Origin of the sequence: Caulobacter sp. BE254 (genome assembly GCF_031457295.1) — a bacterium.
Taxonomy (GTDB): Bacteria; Pseudomonadota; Alphaproteobacteria; order Caulobacterales; family Caulobacteraceae; genus Caulobacter.
The window spans coordinates 79,168-97,348 of the sequence record NZ_JAVDWJ010000003.1; the positions used below are offsets into that span (position 1 = coordinate 79,168).

Here is an 18,181-nt window from a genome sequence, read left to right on the forward strand (position 1 = left end):
TCGCCTCATCGTGCGGGAGCCGCCACGTCGGAGAACCCGGTCCAGGCGTAGACGCCGGCGGGAGTCGTGATCCGGTGGCGCTTGGCGGGATCGGGATCCCAGGAGACGCCGATCGCCAGGCTTTTGCCGGAGTTCAGGCGGATGAAGACGAGATCCGCGCCGTTCTCCGACACGCGCTCGACCGCCTTCACCGAGGCGATGGTATCGCGGGCGTATTCCTCGGCGGCGCTGTAGGCGCCGTGCGGCTCGAGCACCCCGGCCAGCGTGAAGCTGTCCTTGTCATTGCCGCGCAGGATGAAGGCCCGCTCGTTGCGAAGATTGTAGTTTGGGTCGTTGGCGCCCAGCTCCGTCAGCACCACCTGATCGACGTCGGCGGACGCGAAGACGTAGTCGTAGAACCGGCCCTGCTTGAACCAGGAGACACGCGCCCCGTCCTTCACCGGCGCGTGGCCGCGATCCCACAGGTGCTGATAGCCGTCAGCCTTGCCCAGCGGCTTCATCTCGCTGGTCCCGCCCTGGAACTGCAGGCCGGACTCGACGATCTGACCCTCGTAGTGCAGCGGCAGGTCGAAGCGATGCTTGCCGCCGCCTTCAGCCCGGACGAGGTCCAGGACGATCGGACGCCCGACCTCGGGCCTGTCGATCAGCGCCATGGCGCGGCGGTAGTTCACGCCCGGCCAGGCGCCGTCGATGCTGGCGGCGGTCGTCTGAACGCCGTCCTTGCTGTCGAAGGCCAGGATCGTCGGCCAGTGTGCCTCGCCGGTTTCGGTCTTGGCGCCGAACTGGCTCTTCTCGTCGACCACAAGCGTGTTGTGGGCGACCGTCTGTTGGGCCCAGCTGTCGTTCTCGGGCAGATAACGGCCACCGGCCTTGGCCTCGACGTTCAGGAACCGCGCCGCACCGTAGTCGGTCACGACCTCCTGGCCGGCGTCGTAGAACTGCCAGGACAGCTTGTCGAAATGACCGTGGCCCATGCCCTGGGACGTGGCCTTGAAGACCAGCGCCTGGTCCTTGGCCTTGGGGCCGGAGCGCAGCACGACCAGAGCGCCCTTGTCGCCCTTCGCCCCATCGCGGAGCTTGATCGAGGCGAACGGGAACGGCTTGGCCTCGCCGCGCGCGATGGCGGCGGCGACCTCGCGGCCCTCGGGGCTCAGCACCACCGAACCTTGCTGGACGGCGATCGACAGCAAGGCCGGATCCTTCGTCGCGGCATAGGTCACCGCCACGCCGTGGACCAGCTCCGGGGTGTCGATGCCCTTGTCCTTGATGGCGTCGTTGATTGGGAACAGCAGGCCGGCATAGCTCTGCTGGATGTTGGCGTAGACGGCCTTGCGCAGGACGCCGTCGCGATAGTCGAGGATCTTGCGCGACGGGTCGTGATGCTGGATCGACTGGGCCAGCAGCAGGAACGGCGACAGGGCGTAGCGCTGATAGTACGGACCTTCGGCATAGTAGCCGTCGGGCGAGAACAGCTCTTCCATCTGCTTGTAGAAGCCCGACCTGCCTGAACCGTCCAGGCCGTAAAGGGCTTGCTTGACCAGGCCCTGATCGCCGATCGCGTAGCCGGTCATGCCGACCGCCGCCAGCGCCCAGGTGCCGTGATTGTGGATGCTGTCGAAGGTCTTGGGCGAGCCGATCGACAGGAACGCCGCCATCGGCCGAAACACCCCCGCCTCGATGGTCGCGCGGTCGGCGGCCGGGATGGCGTCCTTGACCGCTTCGTAGCCCTGGACGGAATTGACCAGCCAGACGCTGTCGTTCAGCACCTGCCAGAACAGCCTGCCCGGAACCTGGTTGGCGCGCTTGGGATGCAGCGGCAGGGACGGATAGAGCTTGGCGTAGTCCAGGAGCACACGGCGAACGAGGTCGGCATAGGCCTGGTCGCCCGTCTGACGGTAGAGCATCCCCGCCTCGTAGATCAGGCGGTAATTGTCCTTGTGCCGCTCGTGGGTGTAGCCGCCGCCGGCGTCGGCCGGGACCGGCACGTCGATCACCTTCTTGAGCTGCGGATCCACGAAGGCCTTGCTGCGGGCCAGGGTGGCCGCGAACAGCGGCGGAACCTGAGCGGAAGCAGCGGACGCGGGCTTTGCCGGCGCGGCTGCCTGAGCCGCTCCGGCCAGGGCGAGGATCGCGAGGCCGGCGAAAAGATGTACGCGGAACTTGGACATGGCTGGCCTACTTGCGCTGGTCGACGATCTCGAGCGCCGCGCCGGCGTTGCCGGCCTCGCTGAGATCGGGCTTGCCGACATGGATTGTGACGCGGGCCGGCGCCGCGTGCTCGAAGACGTTGGCGTCGAGCCTCACCACCTGGACGCCGTCCAGCCGCATTGACGGCTGGCCCGGAGCGACGTCGCGAAAGGCCGAGCCGCTGATGCGGACCTGCGGGCCGAACGTGCTCTCGTCGGTCCCGCCCCTCAGGATGTCGAACATTGGCGCGCGCACATGGGCGAACTGGCTTGCGGCCACGTCGACCCGCTCGACCCCGTAGACGCCTGTGGCGCCCGGCTCGCCGACGATCCGCAGCACCGCGCCGCTGATGTCCGTCAAGCGCGAGTCTCGGATCGTCACGTGATCGGCGAAAGTCCCCTTCGCGCCGTTCAGCACGGCGAAGGCTTCACTACCAGCGAGGTCGGCAACCTCGCTGTCGATCAGTTCGACCGCGTAGTTGTTCAACGGGTAGCTGGGGCCGACACGGATCAGGGCGTTGCCGACCGCACCGGGGGCGCGGACGCCCGACAGGCGCAGGCCCTGCACCTTCAACGACCCTTGCCCCACCAAGCTGAACAGGGTCGATCGATCAAAGGTCACGACCGGCCTGGCGCCCTTTTCGGCGCGAAAGGTCAAGGGCCGGCTGATCTCGACGATCCGGCCCTCGGCATAGTCGCCGGCGGTCAGCTCGATGATGTCGCCGGCCCTGGCCTTGGCGGCGGCGGCCGAGAGCTGGTCTCGCCCAGGCTTGATCTTGAGGACCCGGCCGCTGTCGAAGGCGACGGCCTGGTCGTCCTTTGGATACCAGGGCACGCCGGTGTCGTCGCGCCCCGGCAGCTTGACCGGCGCCGCGAGGCCCAGGGCTTTACGCGCCGCGGCGTCGGGGTAGACCCGGCCGTCCGGCAAGGTCTCGCGACCCAGCGGCCCCGCTTCGAAGCCCGCCACGCCCGACGGCGGCGCGACACCATCGAGGTGGTTGTCGGTAAAGGTCAGGCCGTCGATCGGCGCCAGGACCTTGAAGATCTCCCGCCGCCCCGCGCCCAGGAACACGTTGCCGGCCAGGATGCTCCGGGCCGGCGGCAAGGTCCGTTCCTCGTCCGCCCCCGCCCCGAACACCACCGCGCCCACGTCGACGAAGATGTTGTTCTCGATACGAGCATCCAGCACCTGATTGTAGCGGTTGAGCGGCGAGTTCGGGACGCCGTTCATCAGCACCAGGGCCCCGGTGAAGCCGTCACCACGCAGGCCTTGGAAATAGTTGTTGCGCACCGTCTGGCCGGCATTGATCACGCGCACGCCGCCGGTGTGGGCCACACCGGCGCCCAGAAAGACATTGTCCTCGACCAGGTTGCCGTCGCCGTGGCGCAGCACCAGAGATCCCTGCGAGCGGACGAAGACATTGCGGCGATAGATGTTGCCGCCGGACTTGTTCGAAACGATCTCGACTTCGCCGCTGCAGCCTTCGAAATAGTTGTCCTCGACCACGGTCAGGGATTGGGTGCGCGAGAACGTGCTGGTCCCGACCCGGATCGTCTCGCCGCCATTGGCCCCCAACGGAGGGCGGGGGCCGAAATAGTTATGGTCGATGCGGTGATGATTTTGCTGGCTTTCGGCCGAGCTCAGCACCACGGCCAGCGTCACGCCGGCGTTCAGCTTGCCCTGCAAGTGGTTGTGATCGAAGCGGTTGTTTTGGCCATAGAGACCGACCCAATAATCCTCGGCGGCGCGGTCGGGCTTGTTGAAGCCGTCGATTACCGTCTCGGTGACGCGGGTATCGAACGCCAGCCCCTTGTTGTCCTGGCGAAACGAAATGACCTCGGATGAAGGGCTGAAGCCGTCCTTGAAGGTCAGGCCCGAGACGACCAGATGCCGGCCGCCGATACGCAGGTTCGACTTGCCGGAGATCACGACCTTGCCCGGCGTCTGGGCCCGCAACGTGATGGGCTTGGCGGCCGTGCCTTCGCCGGTGAACACCATCTCGAAATCGCGCCAGACGCCGTCGGCCAACACTACCGCGTCGCCGGGCTTCGAAGCCCGCACCGCCGCCACGAACGCCTCCGGGGTGCGCACTAGGCGCTCGGCCGCATAGGCGTGGACCGAGCCGGCCAGCGCGCCAAGTCCCAGCAAGGCGGCAAGGTTCGAGCGCAGGTTTCTCAATCGACGTCCTCCCCGCCCGAAGCTGTGGTCGCTTCCTATGCCCCTCAAACCAACGCCACGCGGTCTGCGCTTTCAATGGAACGGGACACGCCAGTCCGACCACTTGGACGACAATCTGTCAACCAATTTGTTGACCAATTTCGGACCGTGCCGCCCAGATCGGACCGAAAAGCGCGGATTTACTGCGTTTCCGCTGCCAGTCGTATTGGCGCTGGCGAGCTTCAAGCCGGCGCGCGCGGCGGTTGCTAGCCCATACAGCAGCAGGCTCCAATCTGGGAGCGCGTGGGCAATCGCGTGATGGGGAGTTGACATTCGCCCTCCGGGGGTCAACCAAATAGGTAAGCCAAATATAGAAAATTGGTATTCGGGGAGGATGAGAACTATGGACACCCATCCACGGCGCGCCGGTGCGCGCGCCATGCTGCTCGCATCGACGTGCCTGATCATCGGCTCGGGTTTCGGTCAGGCGTTCGCCCAGGAATCGCCGTCGGCGCAGGACCAGAGCGCGGCCAAGAGCGCCGACGAGGTCGAGGCCGTGGTCGTCACGGGCTACCGCGCGTCCCTGCAGAGCGCGCTGAACGTCAAACGGCAGTCGGACGTCATGGTCGACGCCATCAACGCCGAAGACATCGCTGATTTCCCCGACGCCAACCTCGCCGAGTCGCTGCAGCGCATCCCCGGCATCTCGATCGACCGCGACAACGGCGAAGGGCGCACGATCACCGTGCGCGGCCTTGGCGGCGACTTCACGCGGGTGCGTATCAACAACCTGGAGGCGCTGTCGACGGCGGGCACCAACGACACCAACTCCACCGCGATCAACTCCACCCGGACCTTCGACTTCAACGTCTTCGCTTCGGAACTCTTCAACAGCCTGAAGGTCCGCAAGACCGCCTCGGCCGAAACCGACGAAGGCTCGCTGGGCGCCACGGTCGACCTGCAAACGGGCCGTCCGTTCGACTATCGCAAGGATCGCTACGCGCTTTCAGTCGAGGACGCCTATTATCAGAACGGCAAGCACCACAATCCGCGCATCGCCGGGCTGTTCTCCAAGCGATGGGCCGACGGCAAGATGGGCTTCCTGGGCTCGCTCGCCTATTCGGAAAAGGTCTCGGAGACCGATCAGTACCGCCGCCAGATCGTGACGGGCGAGTATGTCTATCGTTCGGCCACCTGGGCGACGCTGGAAAATCCGCGGCGCGCGGGCTTCTCCGCGCCGGTCGGCACGACCTTCACCAACCGCGTCACCAACCCGACCGCGACGAACCCCGGCGGAACGGTGTCGTCGACGCCGGCCATCACCAATCCGGCTTACCTCAACGCCATAACCGGCTCGGATCCCACCGCCTACGCCCTTCTCCACCCGTCGCTGGACGGCTCGCAGATCATCTTCCCTGCCCTGGCCGGTCCCGAGCAACAGGACCTGAATCAAAAGCGCCTGGGCCTCACCGCCGCCTACCAGTGGGATATCTCGTCCCGCACGCGCCTCAGCATCGATGGGCTCCATTCGAACCAGAAGAGCACCTCCACGCTGAACCAGTTGCTGCCGTTTGGCCTGAACCGCAACAACACCAATGCGACCTACGCCACCGCCAGCGCGGCGACCGCCCTAAACTCCAAGCGCGGGCTTTATCCGGGCACCTGCACCTATACGGCCGGCGGCCCCTATGCCTCGCCGATCGACTGCGGCCAGGCGACCTATGGCGGCGCGCTCGTCGCCGGCACGAGCTTCTCCTACAACCCCAACAATCTCGACGTTTACGACTACTACAACTCGCCCGTCTCGCCCGGCTATGTGGCCTCCGCGGACGGCCTGGCCATGCGCGCCCAGCAGATCGGTCGCCCCGCGACGGACGTCCTGGCCGCCAATGTCACCAACGGGGTCGCCGACTATCTGCAGTTGCGGAACCTGGACTGGGCGGCCCGCGCTGACCAGGGCAGCTACAACACCACTTTCGACCAGCTCTCGTTCAACCTGACCCACGAGTTCAGCGATCGGTTCAAGGCCGACTTCACCTATGGCGCGTCGCGGTCGAAACTGAATTCCTACGGCAAGATGGCCGAGTGGGGTCAGTTCGATCAGCCGGCCACCTTCACCTACGACGAGCGCGGCGGCGGCGACATGCCGCTGTTCGACGCCGGCTTCAACGCCGCCGATCCCAACCAGTGGACGATCCTCAAGGGGGTCTCCTTCCTGCGCTACCACAAGAAGGCCGTGGAAAACCGCTACAACGCGTGGAAGGCCGACTTCACCTGGGAACTCAATGACAACCTGACCCTAAAGTTCGGCGGCACCCAGCGCGACTACCATTTCTCGACCTCGCAGACCGAGCGCCAGAACGTCCAGATCAACCCGACCGAAAAGGAAGCGGGCGTTTCGATCGCCAGTCTCGGGAAGGTCATCAACTTCGGCCAGGGCCTGGACGTGCCCGCCGGCACGACGACCTCGTGGTTCGGCCCGGACATCGAGAAGTTCGACGCCCTGTTCGGCTTCACCTGCGAGTGCGTCAACAAGTGGGGCGACTGGCGCCTGACCCAGTTCCGCCAGCAGGGTCGCGAAACCTTCGCGGTGCGCGAGCAGACCGCCGGCGCCTATGGCCAAGTCAACTTCAACTATGACTTCCTGGACGGCTGGAACACCTTCGGCAATCTCGGGGTGCGCTACGCCACGACCGATGTCGACTCCACCGGCCGCTCGACCGGTGGACGGACCGTGGAGGGCGGCAATTCGTATTCGGACGTCCTGCCGTCGTTCAACATCGCCATCCGCCCGCGCGACAATCTCTATTTCCGGTTCGGCGCGGCCCAGACCCTGTCACGCCCGACGTTGCAGCAACTGGCCCCGACCATCACCCAGCTGACGATCCCGGAGGGCGGGATGACCTCCGGCGCCACCCTGACGATCGGCAATCCCAAGCTGTCGCCGTTCCGCGCCAACAATTTCGACGCCGCGGTGGAGTGGTACTACGCCGAGGGCGGCCTGATCTCGGTGGCCCTGTTCAAGAAGAAGATCGGTTCCTATCCGCAGACCGTGCGTTTCGCCGCGCCGCTGTCGACCTTCCTCGACGCCGAGGGACTTGCAAGCCTGATCGAACAGTTCGGCCCGAACAGCGACCAGGCCGCCTATATCCGCGGCGACTACGATGCGACCGCGCGCCAGTTCCGCGACGCGCCTGGCGGGGAGTTGAAGGGCTGGGAGATCAACTACCAGCAGGCCTTCACTTTCCTCCCGGGCCTGCTGAAGAACACGGGCATCCAGCTCAACGCCACGCACATCGAGTCCGAGCTCACCTATATCCTCGATCCGGGCACCGACACGACACCCGCGGTTCTGGGCAAGGCGCCGTGGCTCGGCGCGTCGCCGAACGCGGTCAACCTGACGCTCTACTATGAGGACGAACGCATCAACACGCGCGTCTCCCTGGCCCAACGCGACGGCTACTACACCACCTACCCGCTGGTGGCGGGCGCCTGCGCGCCCGGCGTCGTCGGCGGCGTGGCGTGCGACACGCCTCTGATCAACGACTTCGGCGGATCCAAGGATACGCTGAACGTCGATTTCTCCTTCAGCTACAAACTGTCGGATCGGGCGTCGTTCTCGATCGAGGGTCTGAACATGACCAACCAGGCAACGAGCCGGTACTACTACGCAGACAACCCGGTGGCGGCGCTCTACGGCTCGCCAGGACGGCAGTTCACGATCGGTTTCCGGTTCCGGAACTAGGCTTTGGCCTATCAGGGGTATACCACTTTGGTTCACCCCTGATAGAACCTTCCAATGTCTGGTCGGCCCGAGGTTGGGAACACCGAGTCGTCTCCAGGCGGCCCGGACGAGAGGCAGCGGAGCAGCGGCGGATGACCATGGATAGGCGTTACCAACAGGTCGCGAAGCAGATCATCGAGCTCATCGAGTCCGGTGAGTTCGCGCCGGGCAGCCGCCTGCCCGGAGAGCGCGAACTGGCCGAACGGTTAGGCGTGTCGCGCGTCACCGTGCGGGAAGCCGAGATCGCCCTGGAGGCGCAGGGCTATATCGCCGTAAAGACGGGCTCGGGCGTCTATGTGCGCCCACGCCGGCAAGCGGATCTGTCGCCGCTGACCGAGGTTGACGCCTTTGAACTGACGACCGTCCGGGCGGTCGTCGAAGCAGAGTCGGCGGCGCTGGCGGCGCTCAACATGACCCCCGAAGCCATGGCGCTGCTGGAAGACACCATGCGAGTGATGGCGGGCAACGACGAAGCGGCCGAAGAGGCTGACGAGCGTTTCCATCTTCTGATCGCCGAGAACAGCGGCAGCCCGATCATCGAGCACTTCGTGCGTACCCTCTGGCGTATGCGCAACGAGGCTCCGCGCGTCGTCCAAGTCTACAGCAACGTGTGCAAGAGCGGGTTCGAGGATCGGATCGAGGAGCATCGGGCCGTGTTCGACGCCATCCGCCGGCGCGATCCGAACGCGGCGCGCCTGGCGATGCGCGAGCACTTCAGCCGCCTGTTCGAAGCCATGCTGGCGGCCGAGGAGACCGAGGCCATCGTGCAGCTGCGCCGCAAGGCCTTGCAGCACCGCGACCGGTTCAAGCTCTCGGTGCAGAACGGCGCGGCCTGACGCAACACCAGACGGGCCACGCCGAGACCTCGCGAACGAACCAGACCGGCGACGATCAAGGAAACGAAAGGAAAGCTTTGCCACTCTGGTCCTGGCCGGAGCCCTGTGGTGCGGCCCGACTTTGGCCGAAGCGCCCCGCTTCACAAATCTCGCCTCGCGACTGTTCCAGAAATGACAGGGCCGCGCCAGATGCGGAACTTGGTGTGGCTCCAGGAACCGGACATTCGCTGGCGGGCTCTAAAGGCGACGTCCGGCCCTCAGCGATCGCTCGAAGCGTCAATTTTCAGGAGCCTATCTCGATGGCTCCATCTCTTCTTCCTCGCCCGGATCATAATCCAGGAGGTCCCCAGGCCGGCAGCCGAGGGCCTTGCACAGCCGTGCGAGCGTCGAGAAGCGGATGCCCTTGACCTTGCCCGAGCGGAACAGCGACAGCTGGGTCTCGCTGAGGCCGATCTCCGCCGCGAGGTCGCGTGCCGTCATGCGCCGGGCGCTCAGCCGTTGGTCGAGCGTGATCCGAATGGGCATCAGAAGAACTGTTCCAATTCGGCTTCCAGCGCCCCCGCATCCGCGAGCAGGTTGGCCAGCATGACCAGCGCGGCCCCGACGAACACTACCAGCAGCGACGACGGATCGAAGAACTTGTCGGGGCCGGCTTCGGTCAGCGCCCGCTTGAGCATGGGGACGATGAAGGTCGCATAGAGTCCGCCGAACGTCAGGGCGGCGCCAGACCAGCGCAGTCCCCGCAAGGCGCCCGACCGAAACCCGCGCCCACTGGCGATCTCGCCGAACGCCTGGCCGAGGAATACCAGCGCCGCCAGATAGCAGACGGTCGGGACGATCTGAATGTCGTGGATCGTGAGCGCGCGGGTGCCCAGGATCAGCACGGCGATCGCGAACGCGCTGGCGAAACACAGGGTTCGAAATAGCGCCGCGCGCCGATGGAAGGGTGCCCGCATGACGACTCCGATTTTAAGTTTGACTTAAATTATCGCCCACATATTTTAGGTTAGAGTTAAAACGTCGCAAGCCCTTAATTCCAAGCTGACCCCCGCCGAGCGCCGCCATGGCGCCTCCGGGCGAGCGTCGTCACGCCAGGACGGGGCCTCGGGAAAATGGAGACCTCAGATGCGCCGACCTTCGATCTTCGGCTTTTCGACCGCGCTGCTGCTGTGCGTCGGCGCGCTCTTCACAGCTTCGGCCGCCGTGGCCGCGCATCGCGCTGGAGACATCGTCATCGAAGCCGGCGTCGTCACGACCGCCGACGGCGCCCGTGTCGCCTATGAGATCGGCACGCTGTACGCGCCCGAAAACCGACGGGTCGCGGACAGCAGAGTCATCGGGGTCGGCTTCGCCCGGATCCGAACCAAGCGCCCGACCGGCGCGCCGCCCGTCTTCATTCTGCCCGGCGGGCCGGGCCGCAGCTATCTGAGCGCCCTGACCGACGACAATGCGGACTCCAAGGCGCTCCTGGCGCAATTGCTCCCCTATGCCGAGGTCGGCGACGTCGTGCTGATCGACCAGCGGGGATGGTCGACCCGCGGCGATGTTCTCGAACTGGCCGTCCCGGGAAAGCCGCTGAACGCGCCCCGCAGCCGCGATGTCGAGGCCGCGGAGATGACTGCGCTCGCGCGCCGGGCCGTCGACGCCAATCCGGGCAAGGACCTGGCCGGCTACACCGTCGTCCAATGCGCCGAGGACGTGAACGACCTGCGCCTCGCGCTCGGCTACCCGAAGATCAGCCTTTCGGGGCAGAGCTTCGGGTCGCAATGGAGCTTCGCGATGATGCGGCTGCATCCCGACGTCGTCGCGCGCGCCGTCATTTCGGGGACCGAGCCGCTCGACAAGGGCTTCGACATGCCGTCGCAGATCCTGGCCTCGCTCCAGCGCGTCGCCTGGGAAGCCGAGCAGGAGCCGAAGCTGAAGCCGTTCCTGCCGAAGGGCGGGCTGATGGCTGCGGTGCGGACGGTGGAAGACCGCCTGCGCGCGACGCCCGTGACGGTCACGCTGCCGGGCGCGACGGCGACCGGGCCCGCGCGACGGATCACGCTGGGCGTAGGAGATTTCCAGGGCTCGCTGCTGCGCCCGCCCGCGACCTGGCCCGCCTTCGTTCTGTCCGTCTACTACGGCCACTACGATGAGCTCGCGCAGGAGGCGGCTCAACGGCGCCAGAATATCGAGGGGCCGGTTCGGCTGATCGAGCCGCTGATCGATTCAAGCCTGGGCGCCCCGTCGCAGCGCGCCTATCTGCTCACGACCGATCCCGCGACGGACCTGTTGGGTTTCTGGGACTTCGACGCCCTGATGGCCTCGGCCAAGGCCTGGCCCACGCCGGCGCTGGACGACGCCTTCCGATTGCCCGTTCCCAACCCGACGCCGGTGATCTTCGTCCATGGCGACTGGGATATCGCGACGCCGGTCGAGAACATGCTCGGCCTGTTGCCTTACTTCCCGAACGCGCGGGCGGTGTTGGTCCATCGCGGCACGCATCACAGCCGTGAGCCGCTGTTCGCGCAGCGGCCTGATATCGCGGCGCGGGTCCTGGAATTCCTGCGCTCGGGCGAGACCGACGGCCTACCCGCTGAGGCCACACTTCAGACTCCGGCCTTTGATGTCCCGGACTTCGCGCCGCCGACTTGACCGGGCAATCCGGCAAGGTTCGCTACTCACCCTACTGTGCCGGACCACATGTCCGGTCCCGAGACTGATCTGAGTCATGAGGCAACGTAGGGTCCTGCGCCGAAAGCAGCCCCTCATCCAAGCTCGAGAAATCGCACTCAACCGGCGGCCACGTACGGAGCCGGCTTCCTATATAGCTGCAATCCGCTCGAATCCGGCTTGGTGGTCGCGCGGCGGATCTAGGTGCGACGGACGAGCGCCTCGATATACGCCATCAGCTCGGTCGCGCCCTTCTCGGTCTCGTTTTGCTGAGGTAGTGGGCCGTCCAAGGTCGCAGCCGTCATGCGGGCATAGGCGTCAGCGGCCGCGTCTGAAAACCCCATCCCCCGAAACGCCTCGATCCAACCTTCCCGCGGTGTGGCGACCGCCACCACGGGCATGCCCAGGGCGTCGCCGAAGGCGTCGGCAACGTCGACTAGAGTATGGCGCTTCGGGCCCTCGATCCCGACGATCCCCACGTCCTGCACCCCCTCCATCAGGCGCCGCGCCGCCACGCGGCCAAGGTCCGTCGGCGCGACCATCGGCAGGTGGAAATCCAGCGGGATCGTGGTCTGAAGCTGGCCGGTCTTCCTGATGTCGGCGACCTGCATATCGAAGTTCGAGAGGTAGTAGGCAGCTCGATTGATCGCGGCCGGAATCCGCTGGGCGGCCAAGCCCTTCTCCAGCGCCCACAGCACGCTGGAATCGCCGGTGCGAGGCTTCAGGGCTTCGCCTGCATAAGCGCCCATCGTGCTTTCCGCGACCACCTTCTCCAAACCGGACCCGTCGAGGGCCGCCAGGATGGAACGAACCGTCGCCAGTTCTTCTGCGTCGGTGTCCGTCGAAGGATCGGCGGGAGGATTGAGCAGGAACGCCCGCCGTCCTTGCTTGAACACCGCGCGAAGGGCGTCAGGGTCATGTACGTCGACGACCGCCGACTTGACGCCTCTCGCCTCAAGCTCCTCGGCTTTGTCGCGCGAATGCGTGACCGCGAGCACCGGGGCGTTGGCGGCGAGAAGGTTTTCCAGGCAGGCCGAGCCGACGTGGCCCGTAGCGCCCATAACGACATGCATGGCGATGCTCCAACTTGCGGCGCCCGAGAGTTGTGGGGTGACAACTCCCCGGAGCGCCCAGGGTTCGGCGCCGCACCTTCTCTGCCCGTTTGGCGTTCGCGCGGCGCTTGGGGGGCGGCGTGCTGGATTAGCGCCTGCTCCTGACACTTTCTGTCAGGAGCAGGCGCGGCAAGGGTCGGGCCTCCGAGGCGCCACTCGGTTTCAGCAGCCGGCCGAAGTATGCTGGAAGGATGTCTCGATCCGAGCGGCTGCTTGCTCTGCTGCAATCCCTGCGCAATCGACGCCGGCCCGTCACCGCCGCGGAGCTCGCGCGCGCGTTCAACGTGTCCGAGAGAACGGTCTATCGGGATCTGGAGTCGTTGCGGGCGCAAGGCGCAGGTATCGAGGGGGCGCCGGGCTTCGGCTACATCTTGGCGGCGGATCACTTTCTGCCGCCCCTGATGTTCAGCCCGCTCGAGGCCGACGCCGTCGCGCTCGGACTGAGATTCGTCCTTCAGCGCGCAGACCCTCTTCTGGCCGGGGCCGCGCGGACCGCCGCCGCCAAGATCGCCGCCGTCGTTCCTCCAGATGTCGAGCGGAGCGCGCGGCTCAACGGCTTGGCGGTCGCGCCCGCGGGAAACGCGACCCCGATGTTGGCGCGTGTGCGCGAAGCCATCGAGAAGGCACGAAAACTGACAATGGATTACACGGACGCCGAGGGGCGGCGGACGACCCGAACGATCTGGCCGATCGTTCTAGGCTTCTTCGACGAGACCGAAGTCGTCGCAGGCTGGTGTGAGTTGAGGAACGATTTTCGGCATTTCAGTCTGACGAGCATTCGGCGTGCCCGGGTGTCGGACCAACCTCTCCCGAAACCCCACCGCATTCTGCTTGCGGAATGGCAGCTCCAAAACAGGGAAGTGACCTTCTAATCAGTAAGTCACCTGGCGGCGCACGCATCAGAGGGATTGCGGGGTGAGATCGTGAGGTCGCTCGTCGGTGACAATCTGTCGGTCCTACCGGTCCAAACGTAGAGCTGTCGCAGCTCGGCGGTGACGAGGTCGCGCCATGAGCGGAAGTTGTGACCCAATCAGACTCCGGACATTGATGCGCTGGCGTCGATGATCCCATCCAACCCGTGGCAGCCGTTGGAAAGCCCGATTTGTGCTCGGCACGACGGCGGCGCCACAGGCTGGTGCGATCGAGGGCGCGCGCTTCGTCAGGGCCCGGGCGCAGGCCCTGATTCCGGCGCCCGTGGCAGGAGGGCGTGACCCAAGCCGCGGGTATAGGCTTCGAACACGCCGCCGCTGTGACGTTCGCCTTCGACGATGCGGAATTGATAGTCCAGTCCAGGATAGCGACGTGAAGCCAGACGCTGATTGAAACGGATAATTCCGCTCAGATAAGCGGGCTGTTCATTCCCGCCTACCGTCATGAAGAGTCGTCCTTTCAGGCCGGCGCCCGACGCCGCGAACTTCTCTTCGTACCGGAAGAGCCAATCCTTTCCCAACGTCACGTCCGGTGTCGCTGCAACGTAAGCCTGAAACAGATCGGGGTCGCTGAGCATGGTGTATAGTGCGAAGGTGCCGCCCAACGAGGAGCCCGCGAGCACGCGGTAGGAGCGGTCGGTTCTATATTCGGCGTCTACGAGGGGGACGATCCTGGTCTTCAGTTCTCGCAGGAAGTCGGCGGCGTGCCCCGAGTTCTCGCCGTTGTCTCCGAACGGCGCGGGCGCGAGCTCCCAGCGACGCAGATCGCCGTAATTGGGATTTTCCCCGGCGTAGCCCAGTCCAACCGTGATGAACTCCGGCGCCACCCGGTCATACGCGAGGGCGCCGCCTATGAGCTTGATCTTCGCGAAGTCCCAATAGGCGTCGGTGACATAGACGACGGGATAGCGCCTGGACGGATCCTTGCCATAGCTGTCAGGCAGGCCAATGTGCAGCTGGTAATGACGCCCGTTGGCGGTGACGGGAAGCGCCCGGACCTGCGAATTCGCGATCACATGTTCGGGAAAGGATTGTTGCTGCGATCTTGCGGGAACGGCTGATCCGAAAAGCATGATCGAGCCCAGCACGCTGGCGCATATCGCTCTCATAACGCCCCCTATCGCGCCGCGACTCTTCCGAGCCCTATGGCTAACACCAGCCAGCCGCCGATAAAGGGGGCGGCAAGTGGTTGTTCACGCATTTGACCTAGACCGTCGCTACCCTTGACGTTTTGATTCCGCTGTCTGAAGCCGTCAAAGGTCCGCGACCAATCCCACCCTGCTCTGCCCGACGGCCTGTCTGGTTTCGGGCCGGAAGCGCCAATTGCAGACATTGGGTCAGCTCCAGGAAGTCGACGTTCAATCGCCTTTCCCTCCGAGGACTCCCCCCGTCGACCGAGAACATCGCTTTCGTTCAAGCCGGCAGTTCTCGATCATGCCCTTGTCGGCGCGACGTCGAAGTTCAAGGAGAACACGATGAAGATCGTCAGGACCGGATCGGCCGCGTGGAGCGGCGGCATCAAGGACGGCAAGGGCTCGATCTCGACCGAGAGCGGCGCCCTGCAAGACTACCCCTACGGCTTTGCCAGCCGGTTCGAGGGCCAGCCTGGGTCCAATCCCGAAGAGCTGATCGCCGCGGCCCACTCGGCCTGCTTCACCATGGCCTTGTCCCTGGTGCTCGGCGAGGCGGGCTTGCGGGCCGACCAGATGGACACCTCAGCCAAGGTCACGCTTGAGCAGGTCGAGGGCGGCTACGCGATCACCGCCTCGCACCTGACCCTGAAGGCCCGGATCCCAGGCGCCGACCAGGAGACCTTCGAGAAGCTGGCCGCCGGCGCCAAGGCCAACTGCCCGGTCTCCAAGCTCCTGAACGCCGAGATCACCCTGGACGCGGCGCTGGTCGAGTAGGCGCCGCCGCGTCGAAGACCGCGTGATGAGGGGCTCTTCGTGAACCGATACAGCTTCCTGGACCTCGCCACTTCGGCGAGCGTGAAATCCGCCCAAGCCGAAATGGGTGTCGACCGCCTGTGGACGCCTGGGCGGGTCGATCGGCAATTGGAGGGGTTCACCCCCAACGAGGAGGCCTTCATCGCCGCGCGCGACAGCTTCTACATGGCCAGCGTGTCGGAGGCCGGCTGGCCTTATGTCCAGTATCGCGGCGGGCCGGCCGGCTTCCTGAAGGTCATTGACGAGGTCACGCTGGCGTTCGCGGACTTCCGCGGCAACCGCCAGTACATCAGTGTCGGCAACCTGGACGCCAACGATCGGGTGGCCTTGATCCTGGTCGACTATCCCCGGCGCGCCAGGCTCAAGATCCTGGCCCATGCCGAGCGCCTGACGCTCGATGCCGATCCGGCGCTCCTGGAGAAGGTCATCGACCCCAGCTATCGCGCGAGGCCGGAGCGAGTTTTCCGCCTGCGCCTGGCGGCGTTCGATTGGAACTGCCCCCAGCACATCGTCCCTCGTTTCACCGAAGCCGAAATCGCGCGCGCCGTCCAACCGTTGCACGACAAGGTCGAGGCGCTTGAGGCCGAGAACCAGGCCCTGCGCGAGCGCCTTGGGCGAGGTTAGCGCCGAAACGCCGCGCGCCCTCTTAGGTCAGATGACGGCCCAGGAAGTCTCGCATGAGGTCGGCGATCTCGCGACCATGGGTCTCGAGGGCGAAGTGGCCGGCGTCGAGAAAATGTACCTCCGCCTCCGGGAGGTCGCGGCGGAAGGCCTCCGCCCCCGCCGGCAGGAAGAAAGGATCTCCCGCGCCCCAGACCGCCAGCAGCGGCGGCTTGCGGGTTCGGAAGTAGTCGTGGATGCGCGGGTAGAGCGCGACGTTGCTGACATAGTCGGCGATCAGCTTCAGCTGGATGTCGTCGTTGCCGGGTCGCGACATCAGGGCATAGTCCAGCCAGTAGGCCTCCGGCGCCACCTGGGTCTCGTCCGGCGCGCCGTGGGTGTACTGCCAGCGCGTGGCCTCCAGGGTCAGCATGCCGCGCATCGTCTCGCGGTTGGCCGGCGAGGGATCGGCCCAATAGGCCCGGGTCGGCGCCCAGCCGTCGCTGAGGCCCTCCTCGTAGGCGTTGCCGTTCTGCGAGACGATCGCCGTGACCGCGTCGGGTCGGGCGAGCGCCAGGCGCAGGCCCACCGGCGCGCCGTAGTCGAAGACGTAGATCGCGTAGCGCGTGAGGCCGATCGCGTCGGTGAACGCGGCCATGACCTCGGCCAACTTCGCGAAGCTGTAGTCGAAGCCCTCGGCGACGGTCGTGAAGCCAAAGCCCGGCAAGTCGGGTGCGATCACGTGATAGCGATCGGCCAAGCGCGGGATCAGGTCGCGGAACTGGTGCGACGAGGTGGGAAAGCCGTGCAGCAGCAGGATCGCCGGCCGCTCGGGGTCCCCTGCCTGGCGGTAGAAGACCGAGACCTCGCCGACCTCGGCGCGGCGCAAAACGACATCGGAAAGGACAGGGGCTGGCGACATCGGGACCTCCCGCTCAAAAGTTAGGTCAAGCTCGCCCGGCGATGCGTTGGACCGGGCGCGATGGGGCGCTGGTCGCCCTTGGCGAGGCGGACCACGGCCACCTCCCCAGGGACGCCCCTCGAGATCCGCTAGACGCTGGCCCGGGCGACGGCCTGGGCTTTCTGGAAGCTTTCCATGACCGCGGCGTAGTTCGGCGCCGCCAAGCCGTAAAGCTTGGCCAGCTCCGCGGCCTCCGGGCGCGCCCAGGTGCGATGCAACTCGCTGAGAAGCGCATTGGTCGAGGTCGGCTTGACGCCGCCCTGCACGAAGCGGGCAAGACTCGTGCGCGAGGCCATTTCGCTGGGATCGCCCGAGGCGTCGACCACCGCGTAGACCTCGTAGCCGGCCGCGCGCGCGTCCAGCGCCGGGAACATCACGCAGACGCTGGTCCAGACACCGGCCATGATCAGGGTCTTGCGGCCGGTGGCCTGGACCTGGGCGACGAAGTCGCCGTTGTCCCAGGCGTTCACCTCGCCCTTGCGCGGCACGTAGACGGCGTGGGGCGCCAGCTCGTGGATTTCGGGCATCAGCGGGCCGTTCGAGCCGGAAGGCTCGGACGCGGTCGTGATCACCGGGATGTTCAGAAGCGTCGCCAGCCTGGCGACCATTTCGACATTGCGCCGAAGGTCCGCCACGGCGATGTCCTTGACGGTCTGGAACAGACCCGCCTGGTGGTCCAACAGCAGGATCACCGTGTCGGCGGGATCCAGGAGGGCCGCGCCGCCACCGGTGGGCAGGACGCTCGACTTTGGGTTCGGCGATATCGTCATCGGATTCCTCGAATTTCCACGCTCGGATCGGCGCCGCCTGGGCGCTCCGTGCAAATGGATAATCCGTCGATAAAACCGAATGAGCCAGTAAAGTGCTGTAAACTTTGGTCCTGCCTTCGGCACATGATCAGTCTCTCGCCGACATTTCCCTCATAGATTCCATACCACACGGCGCTTCATTATATTTTGCCAACACCGACTGCAGTTGTTGACCGAGCTTTACCACACATAACCCCAACAACGA

General features: G+C 65.8%; 14 protein-coding genes. 6 read left to right on the forward strand and 8 right to left on the reverse strand.

The features are described from left to right. Window positions 1-5: 5 nt before the first annotated feature. Together J2X41_RS07175 and J2X41_RS07180 are read right to left on the reverse strand one after the other, a co-directional pair. The gene (locus tag J2X41_RS07175; RefSeq protein ID WP_310080825.1) at window positions 6-2,168 is read right to left on the reverse strand and encodes an alginate lyase family protein; all 2,163 of its coding nucleotides are present in this window, start codon (window positions 2,166-2,168) and stop codon (window positions 6-8) included. A 7-nt stretch (window positions 2,169-2,175) separates the two neighbouring features. After that, window positions 2,176-4,365: a polysaccharide lyase 6 family protein gene (locus J2X41_RS07180; RefSeq protein ID WP_310080826.1), complete on the reverse strand. Its 2,190-nt coding sequence runs from the start codon at window positions 4,363-4,365 to the stop codon at window positions 2,176-2,178. A 382-nt stretch (window positions 4,366-4,747) separates the two neighbouring features. On the opposite strand from J2X41_RS07180, the gene J2X41_RS07185 reads away from it, so the two are divergent. Then, on the forward strand, window positions 4,748-8,089 hold the full coding sequence (locus tag J2X41_RS07185; RefSeq protein WP_310080828.1) for a TonB-dependent receptor domain-containing protein: 3,342 nt from the start codon (window positions 4,748-4,750) through the stop codon (window positions 8,087-8,089). Window positions 8,090-8,220: 131 nt separating this feature from the next. Next, window positions 8,221-8,964 (forward strand): FadR/GntR family transcriptional regulator, encoded by a 744-nt coding sequence (locus J2X41_RS07190; RefSeq protein ID WP_310080830.1) that lies wholly within the window; start codon window positions 8,221-8,223, stop codon window positions 8,962-8,964. Between the two features lie 291 nt (window positions 8,965-9,255). Here the strand turns inward: J2X41_RS07190 and J2X41_RS07195 are convergent, their stop codons facing one another. Further along, window positions 9,256-9,489 (reverse strand): helix-turn-helix transcriptional regulator, encoded by a 234-nt coding sequence (locus J2X41_RS07195; protein WP_310080832.1) that lies wholly within the window; start codon window positions 9,487-9,489, stop codon window positions 9,256-9,258. Beyond that, on the reverse strand, window positions 9,489-9,920 hold the full coding sequence (locus J2X41_RS07200) for a DUF2975 domain-containing protein (protein ID WP_310080833.1): 432 nt from the start codon (window positions 9,918-9,920) through the stop codon (window positions 9,489-9,491). Before J2X41_RS07200 ends, J2X41_RS07195 begins: the two co-directional genes overlap by 1 nt. 169 nt (window positions 9,921-10,089) lie before the next feature. Between J2X41_RS07200 and J2X41_RS07205 the strand changes: the two genes are divergently transcribed. Beyond that, entirely contained in the window at window positions 10,090-11,601 is a 1,512-nt protein-coding gene (locus J2X41_RS07205; RefSeq protein ID WP_310080834.1) for an alpha/beta fold hydrolase, read from the forward strand. A 218-nt stretch (window positions 11,602-11,819) separates the two neighbouring features. Here J2X41_RS07205 and J2X41_RS07210 read toward each other — a convergent pair whose 3' ends face one another. Further along, on the reverse strand, window positions 11,820-12,692 hold the full coding sequence (locus J2X41_RS07210; RefSeq protein ID WP_310080835.1) for an NAD(P)H-binding protein: 873 nt from the start codon (window positions 12,690-12,692) through the stop codon (window positions 11,820-11,822). Window positions 12,693-12,922: 230 nt separating this feature from the next. Between J2X41_RS07210 and J2X41_RS07215 the strand changes: the two genes are divergently transcribed. Next, window positions 12,923-13,603: a YafY family protein gene (locus tag J2X41_RS07215; RefSeq protein ID WP_310080836.1), complete on the forward strand. Its 681-nt coding sequence runs from the start codon at window positions 12,923-12,925 to the stop codon at window positions 13,601-13,603. 287 nt (window positions 13,604-13,890) lie between these two features. Here J2X41_RS07215 and J2X41_RS07220 read toward each other — a convergent pair whose 3' ends face one another. Continuing rightward, complete coding sequence (locus J2X41_RS07220; protein ID WP_310080838.1) at window positions 13,891-14,748, reverse strand: alpha/beta hydrolase-fold protein; 858 nt, start codon at window positions 14,746-14,748, stop codon at window positions 13,891-13,893. A 387-nt stretch (window positions 14,749-15,135) separates the two neighbouring features. On the opposite strand from J2X41_RS07220, the gene J2X41_RS07225 reads away from it, so the two are divergent. Continuing rightward, window positions 15,136-15,567, forward strand: coding sequence for an OsmC family protein (locus tag J2X41_RS07225; protein WP_310080840.1), 432 nt, complete (start codon window positions 15,136-15,138; stop codon window positions 15,565-15,567). A 39-nt stretch (window positions 15,568-15,606) separates the two neighbouring features. After that, the gene (locus J2X41_RS07230) at window positions 15,607-16,230 is read left to right on the forward strand and encodes a pyridoxamine 5'-phosphate oxidase family protein (RefSeq protein ID WP_310080841.1); all 624 of its coding nucleotides are present in this window, start codon (window positions 15,607-15,609) and stop codon (window positions 16,228-16,230) included. Between the two features lie 22 nt (window positions 16,231-16,252). On the opposite strand, the gene J2X41_RS07235 is transcribed toward J2X41_RS07230, so the two are convergent. Further along, window positions 16,253-17,128 (reverse strand): alpha/beta hydrolase, encoded by an 876-nt coding sequence (locus J2X41_RS07235; protein WP_310080842.1) that lies wholly within the window; start codon window positions 17,126-17,128, stop codon window positions 16,253-16,255. A gap of 128 nt (window positions 17,129-17,256) precedes the next feature. Further along, entirely contained in the window at window positions 17,257-17,937 is a 681-nt protein-coding gene (locus J2X41_RS07240; protein ID WP_310080843.1) for an isochorismatase family protein, read from the reverse strand. Between the last annotated feature and the right edge of the window lie 244 nt (window positions 17,938-18,181).

Excerpts from the sequence above, each read along its gene's own strand:
- J2X41_RS07175 (WP_310080825.1), bottom strand. The coding sequence starts at position 2,168 with ATGTCCAAGTTCCGCGTACATCTTTTCGCCGGCCTCGCGATCCTCGCC.
- J2X41_RS07185 (WP_310080828.1), top strand. The coding sequence starts at position 4,748 with ATGGACACCCATCCACGGCGCGCCGGTGCGCGCGCCATGCTGCTCGCA.
- J2X41_RS07190 (WP_310080830.1), top strand. The coding sequence starts at position 8,221 with ATGACCATGGATAGGCGTTACCAACAGGTCGCGAAGCAGATCATCGAG.
- J2X41_RS07195 (WP_310080832.1), bottom strand. The coding sequence starts at position 9,489 with ATGCCCATTCGGATCACGCTCGACCAACGGCTGAGCGCCCGGCGCATG.
- J2X41_RS07200 (WP_310080833.1), bottom strand. The coding sequence starts at position 9,920 with ATGCGGGCACCCTTCCATCGGCGCGCGGCGCTATTTCGAACCCTGTGT.
- J2X41_RS07205 (WP_310080834.1), top strand. The coding sequence starts at position 10,090 with ATGCGCCGACCTTCGATCTTCGGCTTTTCGACCGCGCTGCTGCTGTGC.
- J2X41_RS07210 (WP_310080835.1), bottom strand. The coding sequence starts at position 12,692 with ATGCATGTCGTTATGGGCGCTACGGGCCACGTCGGCTCGGCCTGCCTG.
- J2X41_RS07215 (WP_310080836.1), top strand. The coding sequence starts at position 12,923 with ATGTCTCGATCCGAGCGGCTGCTTGCTCTGCTGCAATCCCTGCGCAAT.
- J2X41_RS07225 (WP_310080840.1), top strand. The coding sequence starts at position 15,136 with ATGAAGATCGTCAGGACCGGATCGGCCGCGTGGAGCGGCGGCATCAAG.
- J2X41_RS07235 (WP_310080842.1), bottom strand. The coding sequence starts at position 17,128 with ATGTCGCCAGCCCCTGTCCTTTCCGATGTCGTTTTGCGCCGCGCCGAG.
- J2X41_RS07240 (WP_310080843.1), bottom strand. The coding sequence starts at position 17,937 with ATGACGATATCGCCGAACCCAAAGTCGAGCGTCCTGCCCACCGGTGGC.